At 74.3% G+C, this 16,989-nt stretch carries 13 protein-coding genes and 1 tRNA gene; 7 read left to right on the top strand and 7 right to left on the bottom strand.

The features are described from left to right. Positions 1 to 386 precede the first annotated feature (386 nt). Positions 387 to 1,130 (bottom strand): GPP34 family phosphoprotein, encoded by a 744-nt coding sequence (locus ACIP37_RS28075; protein WP_363585370.1) that lies wholly within the window; start codon positions 1,128 to 1,130, stop codon positions 387 to 389. Positions 1,131 to 1,428: 298 nt separating this feature from the next. On the opposite strand from ACIP37_RS28075, the gene ACIP37_RS28080 reads away from it, so the two are divergent. Further along, entirely contained in the window at positions 1,429 to 3,693 is a 2,265-nt protein-coding gene (locus ACIP37_RS28080) for a hypothetical protein (RefSeq protein ID WP_400809731.1), read from the top strand. 107 nt (positions 3,694 to 3,800) lie between these two features. Here the strand turns inward: ACIP37_RS28080 and ACIP37_RS28085 are convergent, their stop codons facing one another. Then, positions 3,801 to 5,333, bottom strand: a complete 1,533-nt coding sequence (locus tag ACIP37_RS28085) for a glycosyltransferase family 39 protein (RefSeq protein WP_363585368.1) — start codon at positions 5,331 to 5,333, stop codon at positions 3,801 to 3,803. 745 nt (positions 5,334 to 6,078) lie between these two features. On the opposite strand from ACIP37_RS28085, the gene ACIP37_RS28090 reads away from it, so the two are divergent. The 4 genes from ACIP37_RS28090 to ACIP37_RS28105 all read left to right on the top strand — a co-directional run bounded on the left by ACIP37_RS28090 (position 6,079) and on the right by ACIP37_RS28105 (position 11,982). After that, positions 6,079 to 7,524, top strand: a complete 1,446-nt coding sequence (locus ACIP37_RS28090) for a hypothetical protein (protein WP_400809729.1) — start codon at positions 6,079 to 6,081, stop codon at positions 7,522 to 7,524. A gap of 148 nt (positions 7,525 to 7,672) precedes the next feature. Beyond that, on the top strand, positions 7,673 to 8,965 hold the full coding sequence (locus ACIP37_RS28095; protein ID WP_400809727.1) for a transglycosylase family protein: 1,293 nt from the start codon (positions 7,673 to 7,675) through the stop codon (positions 8,963 to 8,965). A 214-nt stretch (positions 8,966 to 9,179) separates the two neighbouring features. Then, positions 9,180 to 9,255 (top strand) — tRNA-Arg (locus tag ACIP37_RS28100). Between the two features lie 243 nt (positions 9,256 to 9,498). Then, entirely contained in the window at positions 9,499 to 11,982 is a 2,484-nt protein-coding gene (locus ACIP37_RS28105; RefSeq protein ID WP_363585365.1) for an ABC transporter permease, read from the top strand. A gap of 76 nt (positions 11,983 to 12,058) precedes the next feature. Here the strand turns inward: ACIP37_RS28105 and ACIP37_RS28110 are convergent, their stop codons facing one another. Continuing rightward, positions 12,059 to 12,931, bottom strand: a complete 873-nt coding sequence (locus ACIP37_RS28110) for a carbon-nitrogen hydrolase family protein (protein WP_363585364.1) — start codon at positions 12,929 to 12,931, stop codon at positions 12,059 to 12,061. 73 nt (positions 12,932 to 13,004) lie between these two features. Next, on the bottom strand, positions 13,005 to 13,817 hold the full coding sequence (locus ACIP37_RS28115) for a phosphatase PAP2 family protein (RefSeq protein WP_363585363.1): 813 nt from the start codon (positions 13,815 to 13,817) through the stop codon (positions 13,005 to 13,007). Between the two features lie 441 nt (positions 13,818 to 14,258). Here ACIP37_RS28115 and ACIP37_RS28120 point away from each other — a divergent pair, with 441 nt between their 5' ends. Further along, complete coding sequence (locus ACIP37_RS28120) at positions 14,259 to 15,230, top strand: sigma-70 family RNA polymerase sigma factor (protein ID WP_363585362.1); 972 nt, start codon at positions 14,259 to 14,261, stop codon at positions 15,228 to 15,230. 140 nt (positions 15,231 to 15,370) lie between these two features. Next, the gene (locus tag ACIP37_RS28125) at positions 15,371 to 15,622 is read left to right on the top strand and encodes a hypothetical protein (protein ID WP_400809530.1); all 252 of its coding nucleotides are present in this window, start codon (positions 15,371 to 15,373) and stop codon (positions 15,620 to 15,622) included. A gap of 10 nt (positions 15,623 to 15,632) precedes the next feature. Here the strand turns inward: ACIP37_RS28125 and mscL are convergent, their stop codons facing one another. The 3 genes from mscL to ACIP37_RS28140 form a co-directional block, all read right to left on the bottom strand. Continuing rightward, complete coding sequence (gene mscL, locus ACIP37_RS28130; RefSeq protein ID WP_363585360.1) at positions 15,633 to 16,052, bottom strand: large conductance mechanosensitive channel protein MscL; 420 nt, start codon at positions 16,050 to 16,052, stop codon at positions 15,633 to 15,635. Positions 16,053 to 16,082: 30 nt separating this feature from the next. Then, positions 16,083 to 16,346: a hypothetical protein gene (locus ACIP37_RS28135; protein ID WP_363630137.1), complete on the bottom strand. Its 264-nt coding sequence runs from the start codon at positions 16,344 to 16,346 to the stop codon at positions 16,083 to 16,085. 295 nt (positions 16,347 to 16,641) lie between these two features. Next, complete coding sequence (locus ACIP37_RS28140) at positions 16,642 to 16,974, bottom strand: FmdB family zinc ribbon protein (RefSeq protein WP_350877692.1); 333 nt, start codon at positions 16,972 to 16,974, stop codon at positions 16,642 to 16,644. Positions 16,975 to 16,989 lie beyond the last annotated feature (15 nt).

The raw sequence follows: 16,989 nt of genomic DNA on the forward strand, positions 1-16,989 counted from the left end.
AGGGCAGGACCGCCGGGCTCCCCGGACGGGCCCCAAAGGGCCTTCGGGGACGGCAGAGGGGCGGTCGCCGGGCGACTTCCGTCGCGGGGCGACCGCCCCTCCGTGCTCCTGGTGGTGCGGGTGCTGCTTCGGTGGTGCGTCGGGTCCTTCAGCGCCGTTGCTCAGCGCCGTCGGGCGGCGTGAACGGGGCGGCGCGCGCCGGTGGAGGTGCCGCCGGGCCCGTGGTGCCCGTGGTGCCCGCCGGTCCCGTGGTGCCCGCCGGTCCCGTGGTGCCCGCCGGGCCCATGGTGCCCGCCGTCACGGGCCGTACGGGCCGTGCGGGCTGCACGTGCCGCGCAGGCCGTACGGCGATCGGTGCGGTGTCCCGCGCGCCCGGGCGGTCCCGGTCAGCGGACGCCGACCCGTGAGGCGGCGACCCGCCCCGAGCCCCGGCCCGCCGCGCGGGCGCCGGAACGCCCGGTGCCGGTACCGGTCCCGGAACCCTGGGCAGAACGGTTCTGCTGCGCCGGCAGGCCGTTCTGCACGTCCATCACGGCGTGCGCGACCATCCCGCCCAGCGGGTCGTACCGGATCAGGTCGCGCAGCCGCGACCGCGAGGACCGGCCCTCGTTGCCCGGATACAGGTGCTTGCCCAGGCCCACGGAATGGGCCAGGGCCGCCAGCGCCGCCGTCCGCGGGTCCGGCGGCACGCCGGTGCGGATGGCGGTGTCCAGCCGCTGTTTGATCGCGGCGTTGGTGCAGTCGTCCGACGCCTGATAGCGGGTCGTCGGCAGCACCCCGCACACCTGGCCCGGCACGGCCGTGACCATGCCGCAGCGCTCCAGGTGCGCCAGGTAGGTCTGCCGCAGCCCCAGCCGGGGCCCGCCGATCCAGTGCGCCGCGCGGACCGGACTGCCGCGTCGGCGCAGCAGTTCCAGTGCGTGGTCCAGGGTCGGGTCGCCGGTCGGCCGTGCGAGCACGACAGCGATCCGGTCTCCCTCCGGTACGATCCGTCCGGCCAGGGACAGCTCGACGAGCTGGGCCCCGGCGAGTCCGAGGTCGAGGGTCTGCGGCTGCGCCGTGGTACCCGTGGTCGGGTCCAAAGCGAGCAGCAAGAGTTCCTCGGGAACAGTTCTGCGGCTCTTGCCCATCCAAGCCTCCCCGCGTGGATGAGAGACAGGGTGACGCCTCTCACACGGGCTTGTCGAGTACGCCTCCGAATCGTGACCTTGCGGTGGAGGCGGGGAACCAGGGGCGGCGGGCCCGGCGTCTGACCGGTGAACAGACCGCAGTACGCCCGTGCGACGGCAATAAGCGCCGGTCGGGCGGGGTGTGCGCGGCCGGATCGGCCGGCGGTGGCGGAGACTGTACAGGTACACGGGGCGGGGCGTCGGCTTCCCGAAATCGGGTCTGCCGGTGCCCCGCCGGGCGTTGAGGAGGCTGGGATACGTGGGCGAGTCCCCCGACAGGGTGCTGAGGGACGGCGAGCGGGCGCAGGAGCGCGAACGCGAACGGACCGGGACGGCCGGCGGTGCGGGTCCGGACCCGGACGGTGCTCCGGACGGCAACCCGAACGGCAGCCGGGAGGCCGAGACCGGCCCCGGCGACACGCCGGCGGCGGGGGCCAAGCGCGGCTCGACCGTACAGCTCCGTGTCCGGGATGTGGACAGCAAGACCACGATGCTGCGGCTGCCGGTGGACAGTGCGACCACCGCGCTGCGGCTGCCCGAGGAGCTGACCAGGCCCGCCGGTGACGGAAGTTCCGACGTCGCGGCCGGGGAGGCGGAGGCCGTGACGGCCTCCGACGGCGAGGAGAAGGCGGCCGGACGGCCGACCGGAACCGACCCGCGTCTCGCCATGCGGACGGCCGCGGCGGGTGCGGGAGCCGTGGCGGGGAGTGCGGAGAAGGGCACGGAGAAGGGGGCGAGGGAGGCCGGCGAGAAGGCCGCGTCCGAGGGCGACACGCCCGGGGCCGCCGCACCCGCCGAGGTTGCCGTGCCCGCCGAGGCCGCCACACCCGCCGAGGCCGCCGCACCCGCCGCGCCCGAGAGCGACGAACCGGACGAGGCGGCAGCCGGGCCGGCCAAGCCCGGGGAGCCGGCCAAGCCCGCGCCTGCGCGCGCCTCCGCCGCCGCCACGGCCCCCGCGGCCGCCGCGTCCGGCACCGTGCCCGAGCCCCCGGCGCCGACCCCGCAGCCCGAGCCGTCCCCCGTCCCGGAGCCGGTGCCTGAGCCGCACCCGGCGCCCAAGCCCCTCCCCGAACCCGAGCCGCAGCCCGGTCCGGAGCCGCTGCCGAAGCCGACTCCCGCCCCCGTGCCCGGCCCCGCCCCGGCCCCCGAGCCACTGCCCACCCCCGACCCGCGGCCGGTGCCGCCCGTCCCGCCGCTGCCGAAGCCCGAGCCGCTGCCCCTCCCGGAGCCGCCGCCCGCGCCGGAGAACACCGCCGAGGCGATGGAGGTCCTGGCGACCCTCAACGCGCGCCCGGTCTCGCCGCTGCGCCGCGCGCTCAAGCGGATCACCATCTGGACGGCCTTCCTCGCCGTGGTGCTCGGTGCGGCGGTGGTGGCCCAGCTGCTGCGTCCGCTGCCGGACGCCAAGGTGCGGATGTCCGCCGCGGGCAGCTTCAGCTTCGCCGGCGACCAGCTCGACCTCGCCTGGCCGGCCAAGGGCCAGTCCGCCGCCGAGGTGGTCGGCGTCGGCAGCCTCGGCAGCTCCGGGCAGGAGACGCCGTCCTCGATCGCCAGCGTCACCAAGGTGATGAACGCCTACCTGATCCTCCAGAAGTTCCCGCTGAAGAAGGGGGAGAGCGGCCCGAAGATCACCGTGGACAAGCAGGCCGCGCAGGAGTCCGGCAACGTCGACGAGTCCCGGGTCACCCTCACCGAGGGCCAGGTGCTCACCGAGTACCAGGCGCTGGAACTGCTGATGCTGCCCTCGGCCAACAACGTGGCCCGGCTGCTCGCCCGCTTCCACTCCGGCTCCGAGGACGCGTTCGTCAAGCTGATGAACGAGACGTCGGCCAAGTTCGGCATGACCAACACCACCTACGCCGACCCGGCGGGCTTCCTCGCGGACACCAAGTCCACCGCCAAGGACCAGCTGAAGCTGGCCGAGCAGGTCATGCAGGACGAGATCTTCCGGCAGATCGTCTCCACCCCGGAGACCAACTTCAACAACGCGAAGATCTCCAACACCAACAACCTGATCAACCCGAAGACCGGGGTCATCGGCGTCAAGACCGGCTCCAGCACCCCGGCCGGCGGCTGCCTGATGTGGGCCGCCTACAAGGAGATCGGCGGTGTGAAGCGGCTGATCATCGGCGTCACCCTGGGCCAGCAGGCCACCTCGCCCAACCCCGGCGACGGCATCCTGCCGACCGTGCTCAAGGTCAGCGGCAAGCAGATCCAGGCCGCGCAGGGCGGCCTGACCGGCCAGACCGTGGTGAAGAAGGGCGACGTCGTCGGCACCGTGGACGACGGCCTCGGCGGCAAGGTCCAGGTCGTCGCGACCAAGGACCTCGTGGTGGCCGGCTTCCCGGGCATCACCGGCACGGTCACCCTGGACGCGGCCAAGCTCGGCCACACCGCGAAGGCCGGCCAGGAGGTCGGCCTGCTGCGGGTGGGCGCGGGCGACGACAAGACGGAGGTCCCGGTGGCCCTCCAGTCCGACCTGAACCCGCCGTCCATCCAGTCCCGGCTGACCCGCACGCTCTGACACCGCGACGACGGAGGGGGAGCCGGTTCGCCCGGCTCCCCCTCCGTCGTGTTTCCGCGTGCTCCGGGTCTCGCTCGTCAGTTGTCGCGTGCTCCGGGTTCGTCCCGTCAGTTGTCGCGGTCGAGCAGCGCGACCGTGAACCCGCCGAGCGGCGTGACCTGGTCGGGCGCGCCGTACTGCGTGCGGAGAGCCTGCGCCTGGTCCTCCGGCATGGTGGTCAGCGGGTCCTCGGTGTCCCCGAGGACCAGCAGCCAGATCCGCGCCGCCTGCCCCAGACAGGCCTCCGGCTGCGGGCACGGCGTCGGCGACAGGTCCTCCGCGTCGTCGGCGCTCTGCGCGACGAACACCGGGTACGGGTGGACGTCCGACGGCAGGTAGTAGCTGACGCCCGGCCACACCATCGCCCAGGCCTGGTTGCCCAGGGGGGCCGCCATCCCGTCCCCGGACCGGTAGCCCGCGGCGATCACCCCGGCCGCCGCCCGGAACGGCTCCTCCGACCCGTTGTGCGAGCCCACGTAGCGCACCGCGGGCTGCTTCGGCAGCGCCGCCACGGCCGGGGCGGCGAGCAGTCCCAGCGCCAGCAGTCCCACCGCCGCCCTGGCCGGTCCCGGAGCGCGGAAACGTTTCGCCCAGGCCGCCGCGACGCCGTACACCGCGCCGACCCCGCCCCCGGCCAGCACCGCCCACGCGGGCACCGTGAACAGCATGTACCGCTCGATGAAGTACGAGGTGCCGCCCTGCGACACCACCCACACGCCCATCACCGGCAGCTCCGCGAGCAGCAGCGCCTGCCCGGCCTGCACCCGCCGGCCCGGCAGCAGCAGCGCCGGCAGCGCCAGCAGCACGAAGGCGTAGAACACCGTGTGCGAGCCGAACAGGTGCTGGCCGAAGTGCACCAGGCCCCCGAGGTTCGGCGTCTCGATCCAGCCCAGCTGCCGGTCCGACTGCCGGCTGCCGAGCAGCACCACCGGCAGCACCGGCACCGCCGCCACCCCCACCGCCACCGGGTACTGCCACAGCAGCCGCCGCTCCGCCGCCCCGCGCGTGCGCCACAGGTGCAGCAGCACCAGCGCCACCTGCCCGGCCACCGTGCTGAACGAGATCAGGTGCCCGGCGCCGGCCACCGCCATCGCCGCGCAGTACGGCGCCCACCGCCGCCACGTCGGCCGCTCCAGCGCCCGCACCAGGAACCAGGTGGCCGCCGCGATCGCGAAGGTCACCAGCGCGTACGCGCGCGCCTCCTGCGCGTACCGCGACACCTCCGGCGGCACCGCGAACAGCAGCCCCGCGCCGACCGCCGCCACCCGGTTGCCGAACAGCCGCTCGGCGGTCAGCGCCACGAACGCGGCCGCCCCCGCCATCGCCAGCACGGAGGGTATTCGCAGCGCCACCACGGAGTCGCCGAACACCGTCGTCCAGCCGTGCATCAGCAGGTAGTACGCCCCGTTGCTGGCGTCCACGTGCTGGAGCAGCCGGAGCAGGTCGCCCAACGACCGGGTGGCCACCGTCCAGGTCGCCATCTCGTCCCGCCACAGCTCCGGCGTCCCCAGCCGGTACCCGCCCACCGCCAGCATCACCACCGCGGGCCACACCCACACCTGCCCCAGCAGTCGCACCACCGGGTGCCCAGCAGGTCTCATCGGGTCCTTCGTCTCCTTCGCACGGCGCGGCAAGGCGGTCGAACACTTTTCCGGCAGGCTACTTGACCCGCTCTGACCCCTCGTCGGCACCCGCACCCCCACCCGGTCCCGACCCGGCCAGGCGCGGTCCCGACCAGGCCCCGGCGCGGACGCCGACCGCTCCTGGCCGGAACGGTCCAGGGCCACTTCCGTCCAGCCGAAGTCCCTTCCACCGCCGCTGAGCGGCGACGAAGCTGGTGATCGCCGCCAGGGAGCACCGCTCAGGGCGGCACCGGAGAGCGCGTCACCGCGGGACGCGGCCACCGGATCCCACCCTCACGTCGCAGCAGGAGAGGACGCCGTCATGCTCCGCACCGTCATGACCGAGGCCACCGCGGTCGCCACCCTCGCCGTCGCAGGCCGGGCCGCCGCCGCGGCTGCTTCTTAGCGCCTGTCCGGGGCTGACGGCCCCACCACCTCGCCCCGGCCCCGCCGGGCCCCATCGACCGGCTGCTCCTGCGGGGCGGCCGTCCCGCCGGGCCCGCTCCCGAGGCAGGCCGATCCGAGCGCCGTACCCCGGCCTCGCCGAGCGCCGCACCCCGCAGCGCCCCGCACCAGCGCGTCGAACCGCCGCCAGGCCGGCTGCTCCCGCAGGGCAGCCGACCGGAATCCGCGCGCCGCGTGAGCCGCCCGTCACCGTCGGGCCCCGAGCACCTCGAAGCCGGGCCCAGCCGCCAACCCCGTCCACCACGTCCGGAGGTCCGCCATGTCCGCCAACCGTTCGAAGCTCGCCAACGTCGCCCTCGCCGGGGCCCTCGCGCTCGGCGCGGTCGTCTCCACCGTGTTGCTGACCGCACCGGCGCAGGCCGTCGGCACCTCGTCCGTCAACGGCCCGATCAGCCGCTCCGAGATCATCGCCCGGGCCCAGAACTGGGTCGACCAGGCGGTGCCGTACAGCCAGAGCCTCTGGCACAGCGACAGCAACGGCTCCTACCGGCAGGACTGCTCCGGCCTGGTCTCGATGGCCTGGCACCTCGGCTCCAGCCGGGTCACCTCCACCCTCGACGACATCTCCACCCAGCTCGGCAGCCTCGACGACCTGCAGCCCGGCGACATGATCGACAACATCAGCACGCACGTCGTGCTGTTCGCCGGCTGGACCGACGGCAGCCACAACACCGCCGTGGTCTACGAGGAGCCGCGGCCGGGCCTGACCGCCCGCAAGATCAACTACTCGCGCAGCTCCCTGATCAGCGGCGGCTTCAAGCCCTTCCGCTACGACAAGACCGTCGACAGCACCCCGCTGCCGCCGAAGCAGGGGGCCGTGGGCTGGGGCGCCCAGGTCGTGGTGAACGGTGGCGGCAACGTCTTCCACACCACCCGTTCCTCCAACGGGAGCTGGACCGGCTTCGGGAACGTGGAGAGCGTCGCGGGCGACATCGGCGGCGTCCAGTCCATCGCGGACGCCGGCATCAACGGCGACACCCACCTGCTCGCCGTCGGCGGCGACGGGAACATCTACCACACCATCCGTCGCTCCGGCGGCAGCTGGGACCGCTTCACCGACATCGGCCCGCAGACCAACAGGCTGGGCAACGTCACCAAGGTCTCCGCGGTCTCGATCGGCGGCGACCTGCACGTCGTCGCCGTAGCCGACGGCAAGCTCTTCCACACCGCCCGGCTCGCGAACGGCACCTGGCTGCCGTTCGGCGACATCACCCCGGCGGGCGGCGCCGTGACCAGCGCCTCGGTCGCGAGCGTCAACGGCGAACTCCAGGTCGTGACGGTCTCGGGCGGCACGGTCTACCACGCCATCCGCGCCGTCAGCGGCTCCTGGTCGGCCTGGGGCAACGTCTACGACGCCGCCGGGAACGTCGGCCCCGCCCAGGACGTGGCGGTCGCCGGCACCGGATCCGACGCGCAGATCGTCGTGGTGAACAACAACGGCCAGCAGTTCCACGGCGCCCGCTACGGCAACGGCACGTGGCAGCCGTTCGCCGAGCTCGCCCCCGTGATCGGCTCGTTCACCGCCAACCGGGTCAGCGCCGCCAACATCGACGGCGAGTTCCAGGCCGTCTTCATCACCAACGACGACCGGATCATGCACACCATCCGCGACGGCTCCGGCAGCTGGGACCCGGCGGCCCCGATCCAGCTGAACGGCGTGAGCGGCAACCACTACGCCGTCTCCATCGGCGGCACCTACAACTGACCGTCCCCGCCCGCCGGTTCCACCCGCCGGCCCACCGCCGCCCCGCCGCGGTGGGCCGGCCCCCTCGCCGCCGCTCTCCTGCCGTCTCGCCGCTCGCCCCCGGCTCCGACCCGCGCGAGCCGTACCGCCCCTCCGAGAAGAGGTCACGATGTCCCGCGCCTCCCGCCGACCCCGCGCAGCCCTCCTCACGTTCACCGCCCTCGCCGCCCTGAGCCTGTCCACGGTGGCCGCCGGCTCGGCCCAGGCGGCCTCGGTGGCCACCTGGGACCGGGTGGCGCAGTGCGAGAGCAGCGGCGACTGGAGCTACTACAAGGCCGGCTGGCCGTACTACGGGGGCCTGCAGATCACGAAGAGCACCTGGGAGGCGTACGGCGGCACCCAGTACGCGCCGATGCCCCACCAGGCCACCAAGCAGCAGCAGATCCTGACGGCGGAGCGGATCCTTGCCGGCCAGGGCGCCGGGGCCTGGGCGGCGAAGTGCAACGGCGGTCTGAGCACCGACCACGCCAACCCGTACCCGTCGCCGACCGCGCCGGTGAGCAAGGCCGGCGACCTCTTCCACGCCACGCGCCTGGTGGACGGCAACTGGACGTCCTTCAGCCCGCTGGACGGCTACGCCGGCTCGGCCTTCTTCAACGGCTCGCAGGACGCCATCGCGGCGACCCCGGACGGCTCGACCCAGACGCTGGCCACCGGTGCCGACGGCAACCTGTACCACACGGCGCGCTACCCGAACGGATCCTGGACGGGCTGGGCGCCGCTGGACGGCTACGCCGGGTCGGCGCGGTTCGCGGCCCGGGCCGAGGCGATCGCCGGAATGCCGAACGGCGACACCCAGGTGATGGCGATCGGCAAGGACGGGAAGATCTACCACAACGCCCGCTACGCCTCGGGCGCCTGGCAGGGCTGGCTGCCGATCGGAGACTGGGGCGCGCAGAAGATCGCGGCCGCAGGACTGCCGGACGGCAGCATGCAGGTGCTGATCACCGGCAACGACGGCAACGTCTACCACAACGTCCGTTCCGCGAACGGCGCCTGGCAGGGCTGGAACGCCGTCGCGGGCGTCGGCGCCGCGACCTTCCAGGCGAAGGACGTCGCGATCGCCGGAATGCCGAACGGCGACACCCAGCTGCTGGCGACCGGCAGCGACGGGAAGATCTACCACAGCGCCCGCTACGCGAGCGGCTCCTGGCAGGACTGGAACGTGGTCGACGGATACGCCGGCGCGGCGAGCTTCCAGTCCGGGAGCTTCGCGATCACCGGCATGCCGAACGGCGACGCCCAGCTGATCGCCGTGGGCAACGACGGCGTCGTCTACCACAACGCCCGCTACACCTCGGGCAGTTGGCAGGGCTGGTGGAGCACCTCCTTCGGCGGGCAGAAGGTCGCCGTCGCCGGCCTGCCGGACGGCAGCGCCCAGATGGTCGTTTCCCGCAGCTGAGCACCGCCCCCGGCCCGGCGGGCAGCCGTCACCGCCCGCCCCGACGCCCCGTCGGAGCCCGGAGGGCGGCACGTCCGGCCCCGTTCTCGGCAAGATCGCGAAGCCGCCGCCCGGGCGCCGCCCGACCCGCTACACTGAGCCGGTAGCGGCTTGCCCTCGGGCCGGCCGCCCCCGGATCCGCTTACGGGATGCAGTCGCTCCCCGGCGGATCCTCGCCTCAGTAGCTCAGGGGATAGAGCACGGCTCTCCTAAAGCCGGTGTCGCAGGTTCGAATCCTGCCTGGGGCACCAGAGACGCGTGTGTCGCCGTAGGCCCCCCACCCACCAGGGCGGGGGGCCTACGGCGTTTCCGGGGCCGGGCCGGGTCGGGGGCGGCGTACCTCTCGGGGAGGAGGGGGCGCGGTCGGCCGTCCGTCCTCGGAGTGATCATCGAGGAGACTTCGTGCTGACGGGCCGGGGCGGGTGCGGACCCTAGGCTCGGTGAGGCCCCTGCCAGTGCGTCGTGCCTGGTCAGGGCGGACGAGCCGGGGAGCGATGACGACGTACCGATACACCGTGGCCGAGCTGCGCGGGCAACTGCGGCAGCTGCTCCTGAGCGGGGCCGCGATCGCGCTGGGGGTGGCCTTCCTGATCGCCTCGGTCAGCGGCAGCGGGGCGCTGGTGGACTCCTTCAGCCAGACCGCGGCCGCCGAGGTCGGGCCCGGCGACGTGCAGGTGACCAGGACCGCCGCCGGCGGTGGGCTGGACGCCGCCGCCGAGCGGGCCCGGCGGACGGCCGGGGTGGCCGGGGTGGCGCCGCGACTGGTCGGCAAGGGATCGGTGCTGACGGCCGACGGGCGCCCGCTCGACCAGACCGCCGCGGTCAGCGCGGTCGCCGACGACCCGGCGCTGCGCTGGCAGTTGCTCACCGGCGGCCACTGGCCGGCCGGGCCCGGCGAGGTGCTGCTCGACGCCGACACCGCGCACCGGCTCGACGCCGCCCCCGGGGCCGAGGTGCGGCTGGCCCGGGCCGACGGCTCCGCCGCCACCGCCCGGCTGGCGGGCGTCCTGGACGGCCGGGGCGCGCCCAGCCTCGCCGGGCGCCCGATCGTCGGCGTCCCGGCCGGTGCGGTCGCCCAGTACGCGACCGGCGTCACCACCGCCCAGCTGGACGTCCGGGTCCGGCCGGACGCCTCGCGGGCCCGGACCGTCGAGGCGCTGCGCGCCGTCCTCGGCGACGGCGTCGAGGTGCGCACCCGAGACGCCTCCGTCACCGAGGCGACCCGGCAGAGCCGGACCCTCTACGGGGTGGTGCTGATCGCCGCGCTCTCCTTCGTGCTGATCGCGCTCGCGGTGGCGCGGATGGTGGTCGGCAACACCTTCACGGTGGTGCTGGCCCAGCGGACCCGCCAACTCGCCCTGCTGCGCTGCGTGGGCGCCGACCGGCGGCAGCTGCGCCGGCTGATCCGCCGCCAGGGGCTGCTGCTCGGGACGGGAGCCTCGGCGGCGGGCGTGCTGCTGGGGGTCGGCCTGTGCGCGGCGGGGACGGTGGTCGTCGGCACGCTCGACCTCGGCCCGGTGCACCTCTCGCTGGCGCCGGCCCCGCTGACCTGCGCGCTGGCCGGGCTGTTCGGCGTGCTGCTCACCCTGCTGGCCGTCCGCGGCCCGGCGAAGGCCGCGGCGGCGGTGCCGCCGGTGGCCGCGCTCGGCGGCACGCACGGGCCGGTCGGCGGGGCGGCCAAGGCCCGGGCGGCGGTGTGGACGGCGGTGCTGCTGTGCGCGGGGACGGCGCTGCTGGTGGCCGGCGCGGTGGCCCCGCCGCCGCTGTCGCTGCTCGCGGTCACCGTCGGCGCGATCGTCAGCTTCTTCGGCGTGCTGCGGCTCGCCGACCGGCTGCTGCCCGCCGTCGTCGGCGTGCTGGGCGGCCCGGCCCGGCGGCTCGGTGGGACGGCCGGGCGGCTCGCCACCCAGCAGCTGCGGCTCAACCCGGGCCGCACCGGGGCGACCGGCTCGGCGCTGCTGCTCGGCGTGACCGTGATGGTCGGCGCGGTCACCGCGCTGGAGATCACCTCCAACTCCCTGGTGCCGGCGGTGTCCGCGCGCCAGCCCGGGGTCTTCTCGGCGGTCGTCACCGGGGGCGGCGCGCTGCCCGCCGGGGCGGTCACCGCGCTCGGTGCGCAGCGCGGGCTCGCCGTCACGCCGGTCCGCTCGGCCACCGTCGAACTCGACGGCCGGCCCACCCTGGTCGCGGCCGCCGACCTGGCCCGGCTCAACCCCTCGGCGGACGGCGTCGACCAGGCCGGGGCGCTCGCCGACGGCGCCGCGCTGAGCGGTCTCGGCGGCGGCGGGGTGCGCCGGGTCGGGGGCCCGGCGGGCGGGCCCGGCACCGACCTGCGGGTCGAACCCGGACGCAGCAGCCTGCCGTTCACCCTGCAGACCGGTGCGACGCTGCTGGTGACCCCCGCGACCCTGGACCGGCTCGCCCCCGGCGCGGCCGTCACCACGGTCTGGATCAGCCCGGGCGCGGGCGAGGACCGGTCGACCGCCCGCCGGGCGCTGGACCGGGCGCTCGCCGACCACCCGGAGGTGGCCGTCACCGACACCGGCGCGCAGGTGGAGACGCTGCGGCTGCTGCTGGACCGGATGACGACCGTCAGCATGGCCCTGCTGTCCTTCTCGGTCGCCATCGCCGGGCTCGGCGTCGCGGCCACCCTGATGCTCAGCGTCAGCGAACGCGCCCGCGAGATCGGCATGCTGCGCGCCATCGGGATGTCCCGGCGGCAGCTGCGCCGGATGCTCACCCTGGAGGCGGTGCTGCTGTCGCTGGCCGGGGCGTTGGTCGGCACCGGACTGGGCGTCGGCTACGGCTGGGCGGCCGCGCGTTCGCTCACCTCCACGGTGGGGACGGTCGGCGGCCCGCCGGTGGTGCTGGTGCTGGCCGCGCTCGGGCTGACCGTCCTGACCGGGCTCGCCGCCGCCGTCCTGCCAGCCCGTCGGGTCGGCCGGATGACCGTGGTGGACGCGATGCGGACCGCCTGACCGGCCAGCGCACCCGGCTCGGAGCGGCCGGGCCACCCCGCCTGCCCGGAGCGGCCGGGCACGGAGGTCGACCGGCTCAGGCCAGGGTGAAGAGGGCGCGCGGGGCGGCCGGGCGGGCGCCGGCGACGGCCAGGTCGGCGAGCATGGTCTCGGTCTCCCGGGCGGCGCGCAGGACGGCCGGGTCGAGGTCGACGACCACCAGTTCGCGCCGGTCCTCGCCGGCCTCGGCGAGCAGCCGGCCGTCCGGGGCCCACACCGCGCTGCCGCCGCAGGTGTGCCAACCGCCGGTGTGGCCGATGTGGTTGGCGAGCACCGTGTAGAGGGTGTTGTCGAGCGCGCGGGCGGGGAACCAGGTGCGGGACTCGTGGTGGCCGTGGCCGACGCTGAACAGCGCGCCGACCAGGTAGGCGTGGCAGCCGTCGAGTGCGGCGGCGCGGGCGTGCTCGGGGAAGCCCGAGTCGTAGCAGACGCCGAGGCCGAGCCGCCAGCCGTCCAGCTCCAGGGTGCAACCAGCCGCCCCGGGGCGGTAGTAGTCGCGTTCGGTCTTGAACAGGTGCTGCTTGTCGTAGCGGGTGACGAGGCCGCCGTCCGGGCCGAGGACGAAGGCGGAGACCCGCAGCTCGTCGCCCATCTGCGCGGCGGCGCCGACGATCGCGGCGGTGCCGGTCTCGCGGCAGGCCTCGGCGATCGGCGCGAGGCGCGGATCGCCGGGCTGGACGGCGCACTTGAGCGGGTCGGTGCGGATCAGCTCGGGCTCGTAGCCGGAGAGGAACTTCTCGGCGAACAGCACCAGGCGGGCGCCGGCCGCGGCGGCCTCGCGGATCAACTCGGCGGCCTGGGCGGCGTTGGCGGGTATGTCGCCGGCCACGGCCTGGGCCTGGACGGTGGCGATCCGCAGCGGGCGCTCGGGGTGACGGACGGCGGCGGTGGGGACCGGGTCGGGAGACATGGCCGTCACGCTAGCGGACGGCTTCGGGCAGCCCCGGACGGCCTCGGACGGCCGCGCGTGGATGCCGACGGCCTCAGTGGACGGCCCCGTCCGGGTGGTCGGTGGCGGCGTCGCCCAGCGGGTCGGTGCCGCGCGGCGACCGGACCGACGGCACGGTGATCCGCTGGACCCTCGGCCGGGTACGCCAGTTGACCCGCCGTACGTCGCGGGCGAGCGCGCCCGGTCGCCAGAGTTCGACGACGGCCGTCACGGCGCCCAGCACGAATCCGGCGGCCAGCCAGCCGGCGACCACGTCGCTCGGCCAGTGGACCCCGAGGGCGATCCTGGTCCAGCCGATGGTCAGCACCGTCGCCGCCGCCACCGCGCAGGCGGCGATCCGCCCGCGTCGACGGACCCGGTACCAGACCAGGCCGACCAGCACCGCGCAGGTGATCGCCGAGGCCATGGCGTGCCCGGAGGGGAAGGCCGGGCCGCCGGCGTGCGAGACCGGGTCGGCGAAGGAGGGCCGTTGGCGGTCGACGGCCAGCTTCAGCGCCCACTGGCCGCCCCAACCGACCAGGGTCTGGGCGGCCACCCAGCCGGCCAGGACCCGGGCGCCGATCAGCCACAGCCAGACGGCCGCGATGCCGAGCAGGGTGCGCATCGTGACCGTGCCGCCGATGTCGGAGAGCGTCTGCACCGAGGCGGTCCAGATCCGGTGCCGCCGGGCGAAGGTGTGCAGTTCGCCGATCCAGCTCTGGTCGAGCTGTTCCAGCGGATGCCAGTGTCGGGTCACCAGGGCGGCCAGGAGGCCGAACAGCGCGGCACAGACCACCGCGAGCGCCGAATCCCGCAAGAGGCGGCGGTGACGCGCAGTGACGGCGGTCGAGCTGTTGGTCAGGTGCATGGCTGACACCTTCCCAGTGTCCCGGGGCGATCAGGACCACGGGTGATAGCGATTCGGCATCGTTTGTGGGGAGAACCTGCGTGCGCCGGGGAGCGGGCGCCGGTGGAAGGCGGGGGCGCGCGGGAACGCGCGTGCCCGTTCGGGGGTTTCACCCTGTATGGCGGCCGGTGGGGCGGCGGGCGCGTGTGCGGGGCGTGACGGAAGCGTTCGGAAGCGGTAGTGGAAACGACACCGTAGGTGTTCGTCCGGTCGCCCGGTGTCCATGGCCGGGGTGAAAACCAGCAGGGTACTGCATCGCGGGGAAGAATCTGAGTGACTTGGGAATGTTGTCCGGATTCTGTTCGTTGGATCGTTACGTGTGAGCCCCGGCGGGGCCCGCACTTCTTGCCCTCTCGGGGGGCAGGCAGGCAGACCTCGGCAATTCCAGCAAAGGGAGCAAGCATGGCCACCCGTGCCGTCGTTCGCGACAGGGCCGACCGGACTCGCGCGGCCCGCCCGACCAACCTTGAGGCCGACCGCGACCTGGTCGGTATGTACCTCGACGAGATCGCCAGGACACCCCTGCTCGATGCCGCCGAGGAGGTCGAGCTCTCACTGCGGATCGAGGCCGGCGTGTACGCCCAGCACCTGCTGGAGGAGGGCGTGTTCCCCGAGGGCGTGAAGCGCGAGGAACTGGAGGCGATAGCCGAGGACGCCGAGCGCGCCAAGGACGTCTTCATCCGCTCCAACCTCCGGCTCGTGGTGGCGGTCGCCCGCCGGTACCCGCGCAGTGGCCTTCCGCTGCTGGACCTCATCCAGGAGGGCAACGCCGGCCTGGTGCGCGCCGTCGAGAAGTTCGACTACGCCAAGGGCTTCAAGTTCTCCACCTACGCCACCTGGTGGATCCGGCAGGCGATCACCCGGTCGATCGCCGACCAGTCCCGCACCATCCGGCTGCCCGTGCACCTGGTCGAGGAGCTGGGGCGGATCCGGCGGGTGCAGCGGGAGAAGTCGAAGGAGCTGGGCCGCGAGGCCGAGCCGGCCGAGATCGCGGCCGAGCTGGACACCACCGAGGCCCGGATCAAGGACGTGCTGGACTGGGCCCGCGACCCGGTCAGCCTCAACATGGCGGTCGACGACGAGGGCGAGACCCAGTTCGGCGACCTGGTCGAGGACACCGGGGCGACGTCCCCCGAGGACGCCGTGATGGTGATGCTCCGCCGCGAGGAGCTGGACGGCCTGATCGGGCGGCTGGACGACCGCACGGCCTCGATCATCCGCTCCCGCTACGGGATGGAGGACGGCCGCGAGCGCACCCTCACCGAGGTGGGCAAGCAGCACGGCCTCACCCGCGAGCGGATCCGCCAGATCGAGAAGCACGCGCTGGCCGAGCTGAAGAAGATCGCCGACCACGCGGGCTTCGAGGCCGCCTGAGAACCCGAGCCAACTGCCTGCGGCTCCACCCGGCCCCGGGCCCTGGTGCGGAGCGCTCCGCACCAGGGCCCGGGGTGTGTCGCGGGGCTCTTAGGCTGGAGGGACGGGACGATCCGGACGGCAGTCGACGGGAAGCGGAAGTGAGCAGGGTGAGCGAGCAGGGGCAGGCGCGGGAGCCGGAGCAGGGGCAGGGACAGGGACAGGGTGAGCAGCAGGGGCGGGAGGAGCGGCCGGCGGCGCCGAAGGCCCGGCTGGTCTTCCGGGACCCGCTGGACCAGCAGTCCCGGGACGACACCGACACCGGCTGGGGTGAGCGCCCCGGGGCGGGGGAGAGCGGTGGGCGGGGGCTGGACTGGTACCTGAGCCAGCGCCCGCCGCACCACGGGGACTGAGGAGCGGTGCTCAGCGCTGCGGGGCGATCAGCGCGTCGCGGATCTCGGTGAGCAGTTGGACCTCCTTGGCCTCGGCCTCCGCCGCCGTCTCGGCGGTGCTCTTTCGCCTGGCGGCCAGCCTGTTCATGGGCACGATCAGGACGAAGTAGACGACGGCCGCCGTGATCAGGAACTGCAGCAGGGCGCTGAGCACCGATCCCCACAGGATGAGGATCCCGGACGTGACCTCGCCGGTGGCGTTCAGCTCGCAGGGGCCCTTGAGGCAGGAACTGTAGGACGCCAGGTCCTTCGTTCCGAAGACGCCGACGATCGGATTGATGACGCCCTTGACGAAGGCGTTGACGATGTTGGTGAAGGCCGCGCCGATGACGACGGCGACGGCGAATTCGACGACGTTTCCACGCAGCAGGAATTGCTTGAAGCCTTTCATGCCGCCGTGAACGACGAAGTCGTTGCCCGGTTACGGGTGATCTTCCGTTGGGCCGGATTGACAACCCGTCCGGCCCACCGGGCCGCCCGGCGGCGCCGGCAGCCCGGCCCGCGCGGGCCCGACCGCGAGCGCCGCGGCCACCGCGAGCAGCACCAGCGCGGGCACCCCGGCCCGGTGCCGTACGGCGTGCCGCCAGCGGTGCCACCCGCCGGCCCCGCGCCGGATCGGCGGGAAGCGCGGTACCTCCCGCCGGGGCGGTACGGCGGGTGCGGGCAGCGGTACGGAGAGGCTCATGGTCGTCATGGTCACCACCGAGGTCGTGGGGGCCGCTCCTGTGCGGGCCGGTCGTTCTCCGGCGACCCCTACGATGTGCGCCGCGCGCCGCCCCGGAAAGCCCTTATCCGCAGCCTGTGGACAACTCGGGCCCTGTGGACGAATTCGTACACCCGCACGAGTGCATCCGGCCCGCCCGGGATGACGAACCGGGGCGACGAGTGGTGACGGCGAACCGGGACGACGAAGGCCCGCCGCCCCGCGAAGAACGCGGGGTGGCGGGCCTTGTCGATGCGCTGGGCGTCCGGCGCCGAGGTCAGCTCGCGGCCGGAGCCGGGCTGGAGGAGCTGGAAGAGCTCGAAGAACCGGAGGACGAGGACGTCGATGACGTCGAGGACGACGCCGGGGTCGAGCCGGACGACGACGCCGAGGAGCTACCGGAGGAGCCTGCGCCCACCGTGCTGCTGGAGGACGAACGGCTGTCGGTGCGGTAGAAGCCCGAGCCCTTGAACACGACGCCCACGGCCGAGAAGACCTTGCGGAGCCGTCCCTGGCAGTCGGGGCACGTGGTCAGCGCCTCGTCGGTGAACTTCTGCACCGCCTCCAGGCCGTTGCCGCACTCGGTGCACTGGTACTGGTACGTGGGCACTTGTCTTCCTCCTGG

Origin of the sequence: Kitasatospora sp. NPDC088861 (assembly GCF_044750105.1) — a bacterium.
GTDB lineage: Bacteria > Actinomycetota > Actinomycetes > Streptomycetales > Streptomycetaceae > Kitasatospora.

What these genes read in the sequence shown, in the direction of transcription:
- ACIP37_RS28110 (WP_363585364.1), bottom strand. Translation starts at nt 12,931, where the DNA reads ATGTCTCCCGACCCGGTCCCCACCGCCGCCGTCCGTCACCCCGAGCGC.
- ACIP37_RS28135 (WP_363630137.1), bottom strand. Translation starts at nt 16,346, where the DNA reads ATGAGCCTCTCCGTACCGCTGCCCGCACCCGCCGTACCGCCCCGGCGG.
- ACIP37_RS28115 (WP_363585363.1), bottom strand. Translation starts at nt 13,817, where the DNA reads ATGCACCTGACCAACAGCTCGACCGCCGTCACTGCGCGTCACCGCCGC.
- ACIP37_RS28085 (WP_363585368.1), bottom strand. Translation starts at nt 5,333, where the DNA reads ATGAGACCTGCTGGGCACCCGGTGGTGCGACTGCTGGGGCAGGTGTGG.
- ACIP37_RS28075 (WP_363585370.1), bottom strand. Translation starts at nt 1,130, where the DNA reads ATGGGCAAGAGCCGCAGAACTGTTCCCGAGGAACTCTTGCTGCTCGCT.
- ACIP37_RS28090 (WP_400809729.1), top strand. Translation starts at nt 6,079, where the DNA reads ATGTCCGCCAACCGTTCGAAGCTCGCCAACGTCGCCCTCGCCGGGGCC.
- mscL (WP_363585360.1), bottom strand. Translation starts at nt 16,052, where the DNA reads ATGAAAGGCTTCAAGCAATTCCTGCTGCGTGGAAACGTCGTCGAATTC.
- ACIP37_RS28120 (WP_363585362.1), top strand. Translation starts at nt 14,259, where the DNA reads ATGGCCACCCGTGCCGTCGTTCGCGACAGGGCCGACCGGACTCGCGCG.
- ACIP37_RS28105 (WP_363585365.1), top strand. Translation starts at nt 9,499, where the DNA reads ATGACGACGTACCGATACACCGTGGCCGAGCTGCGCGGGCAACTGCGG.
- ACIP37_RS28095 (WP_400809727.1), top strand. Translation starts at nt 7,673, where the DNA reads ATGTCCCGCGCCTCCCGCCGACCCCGCGCAGCCCTCCTCACGTTCACC.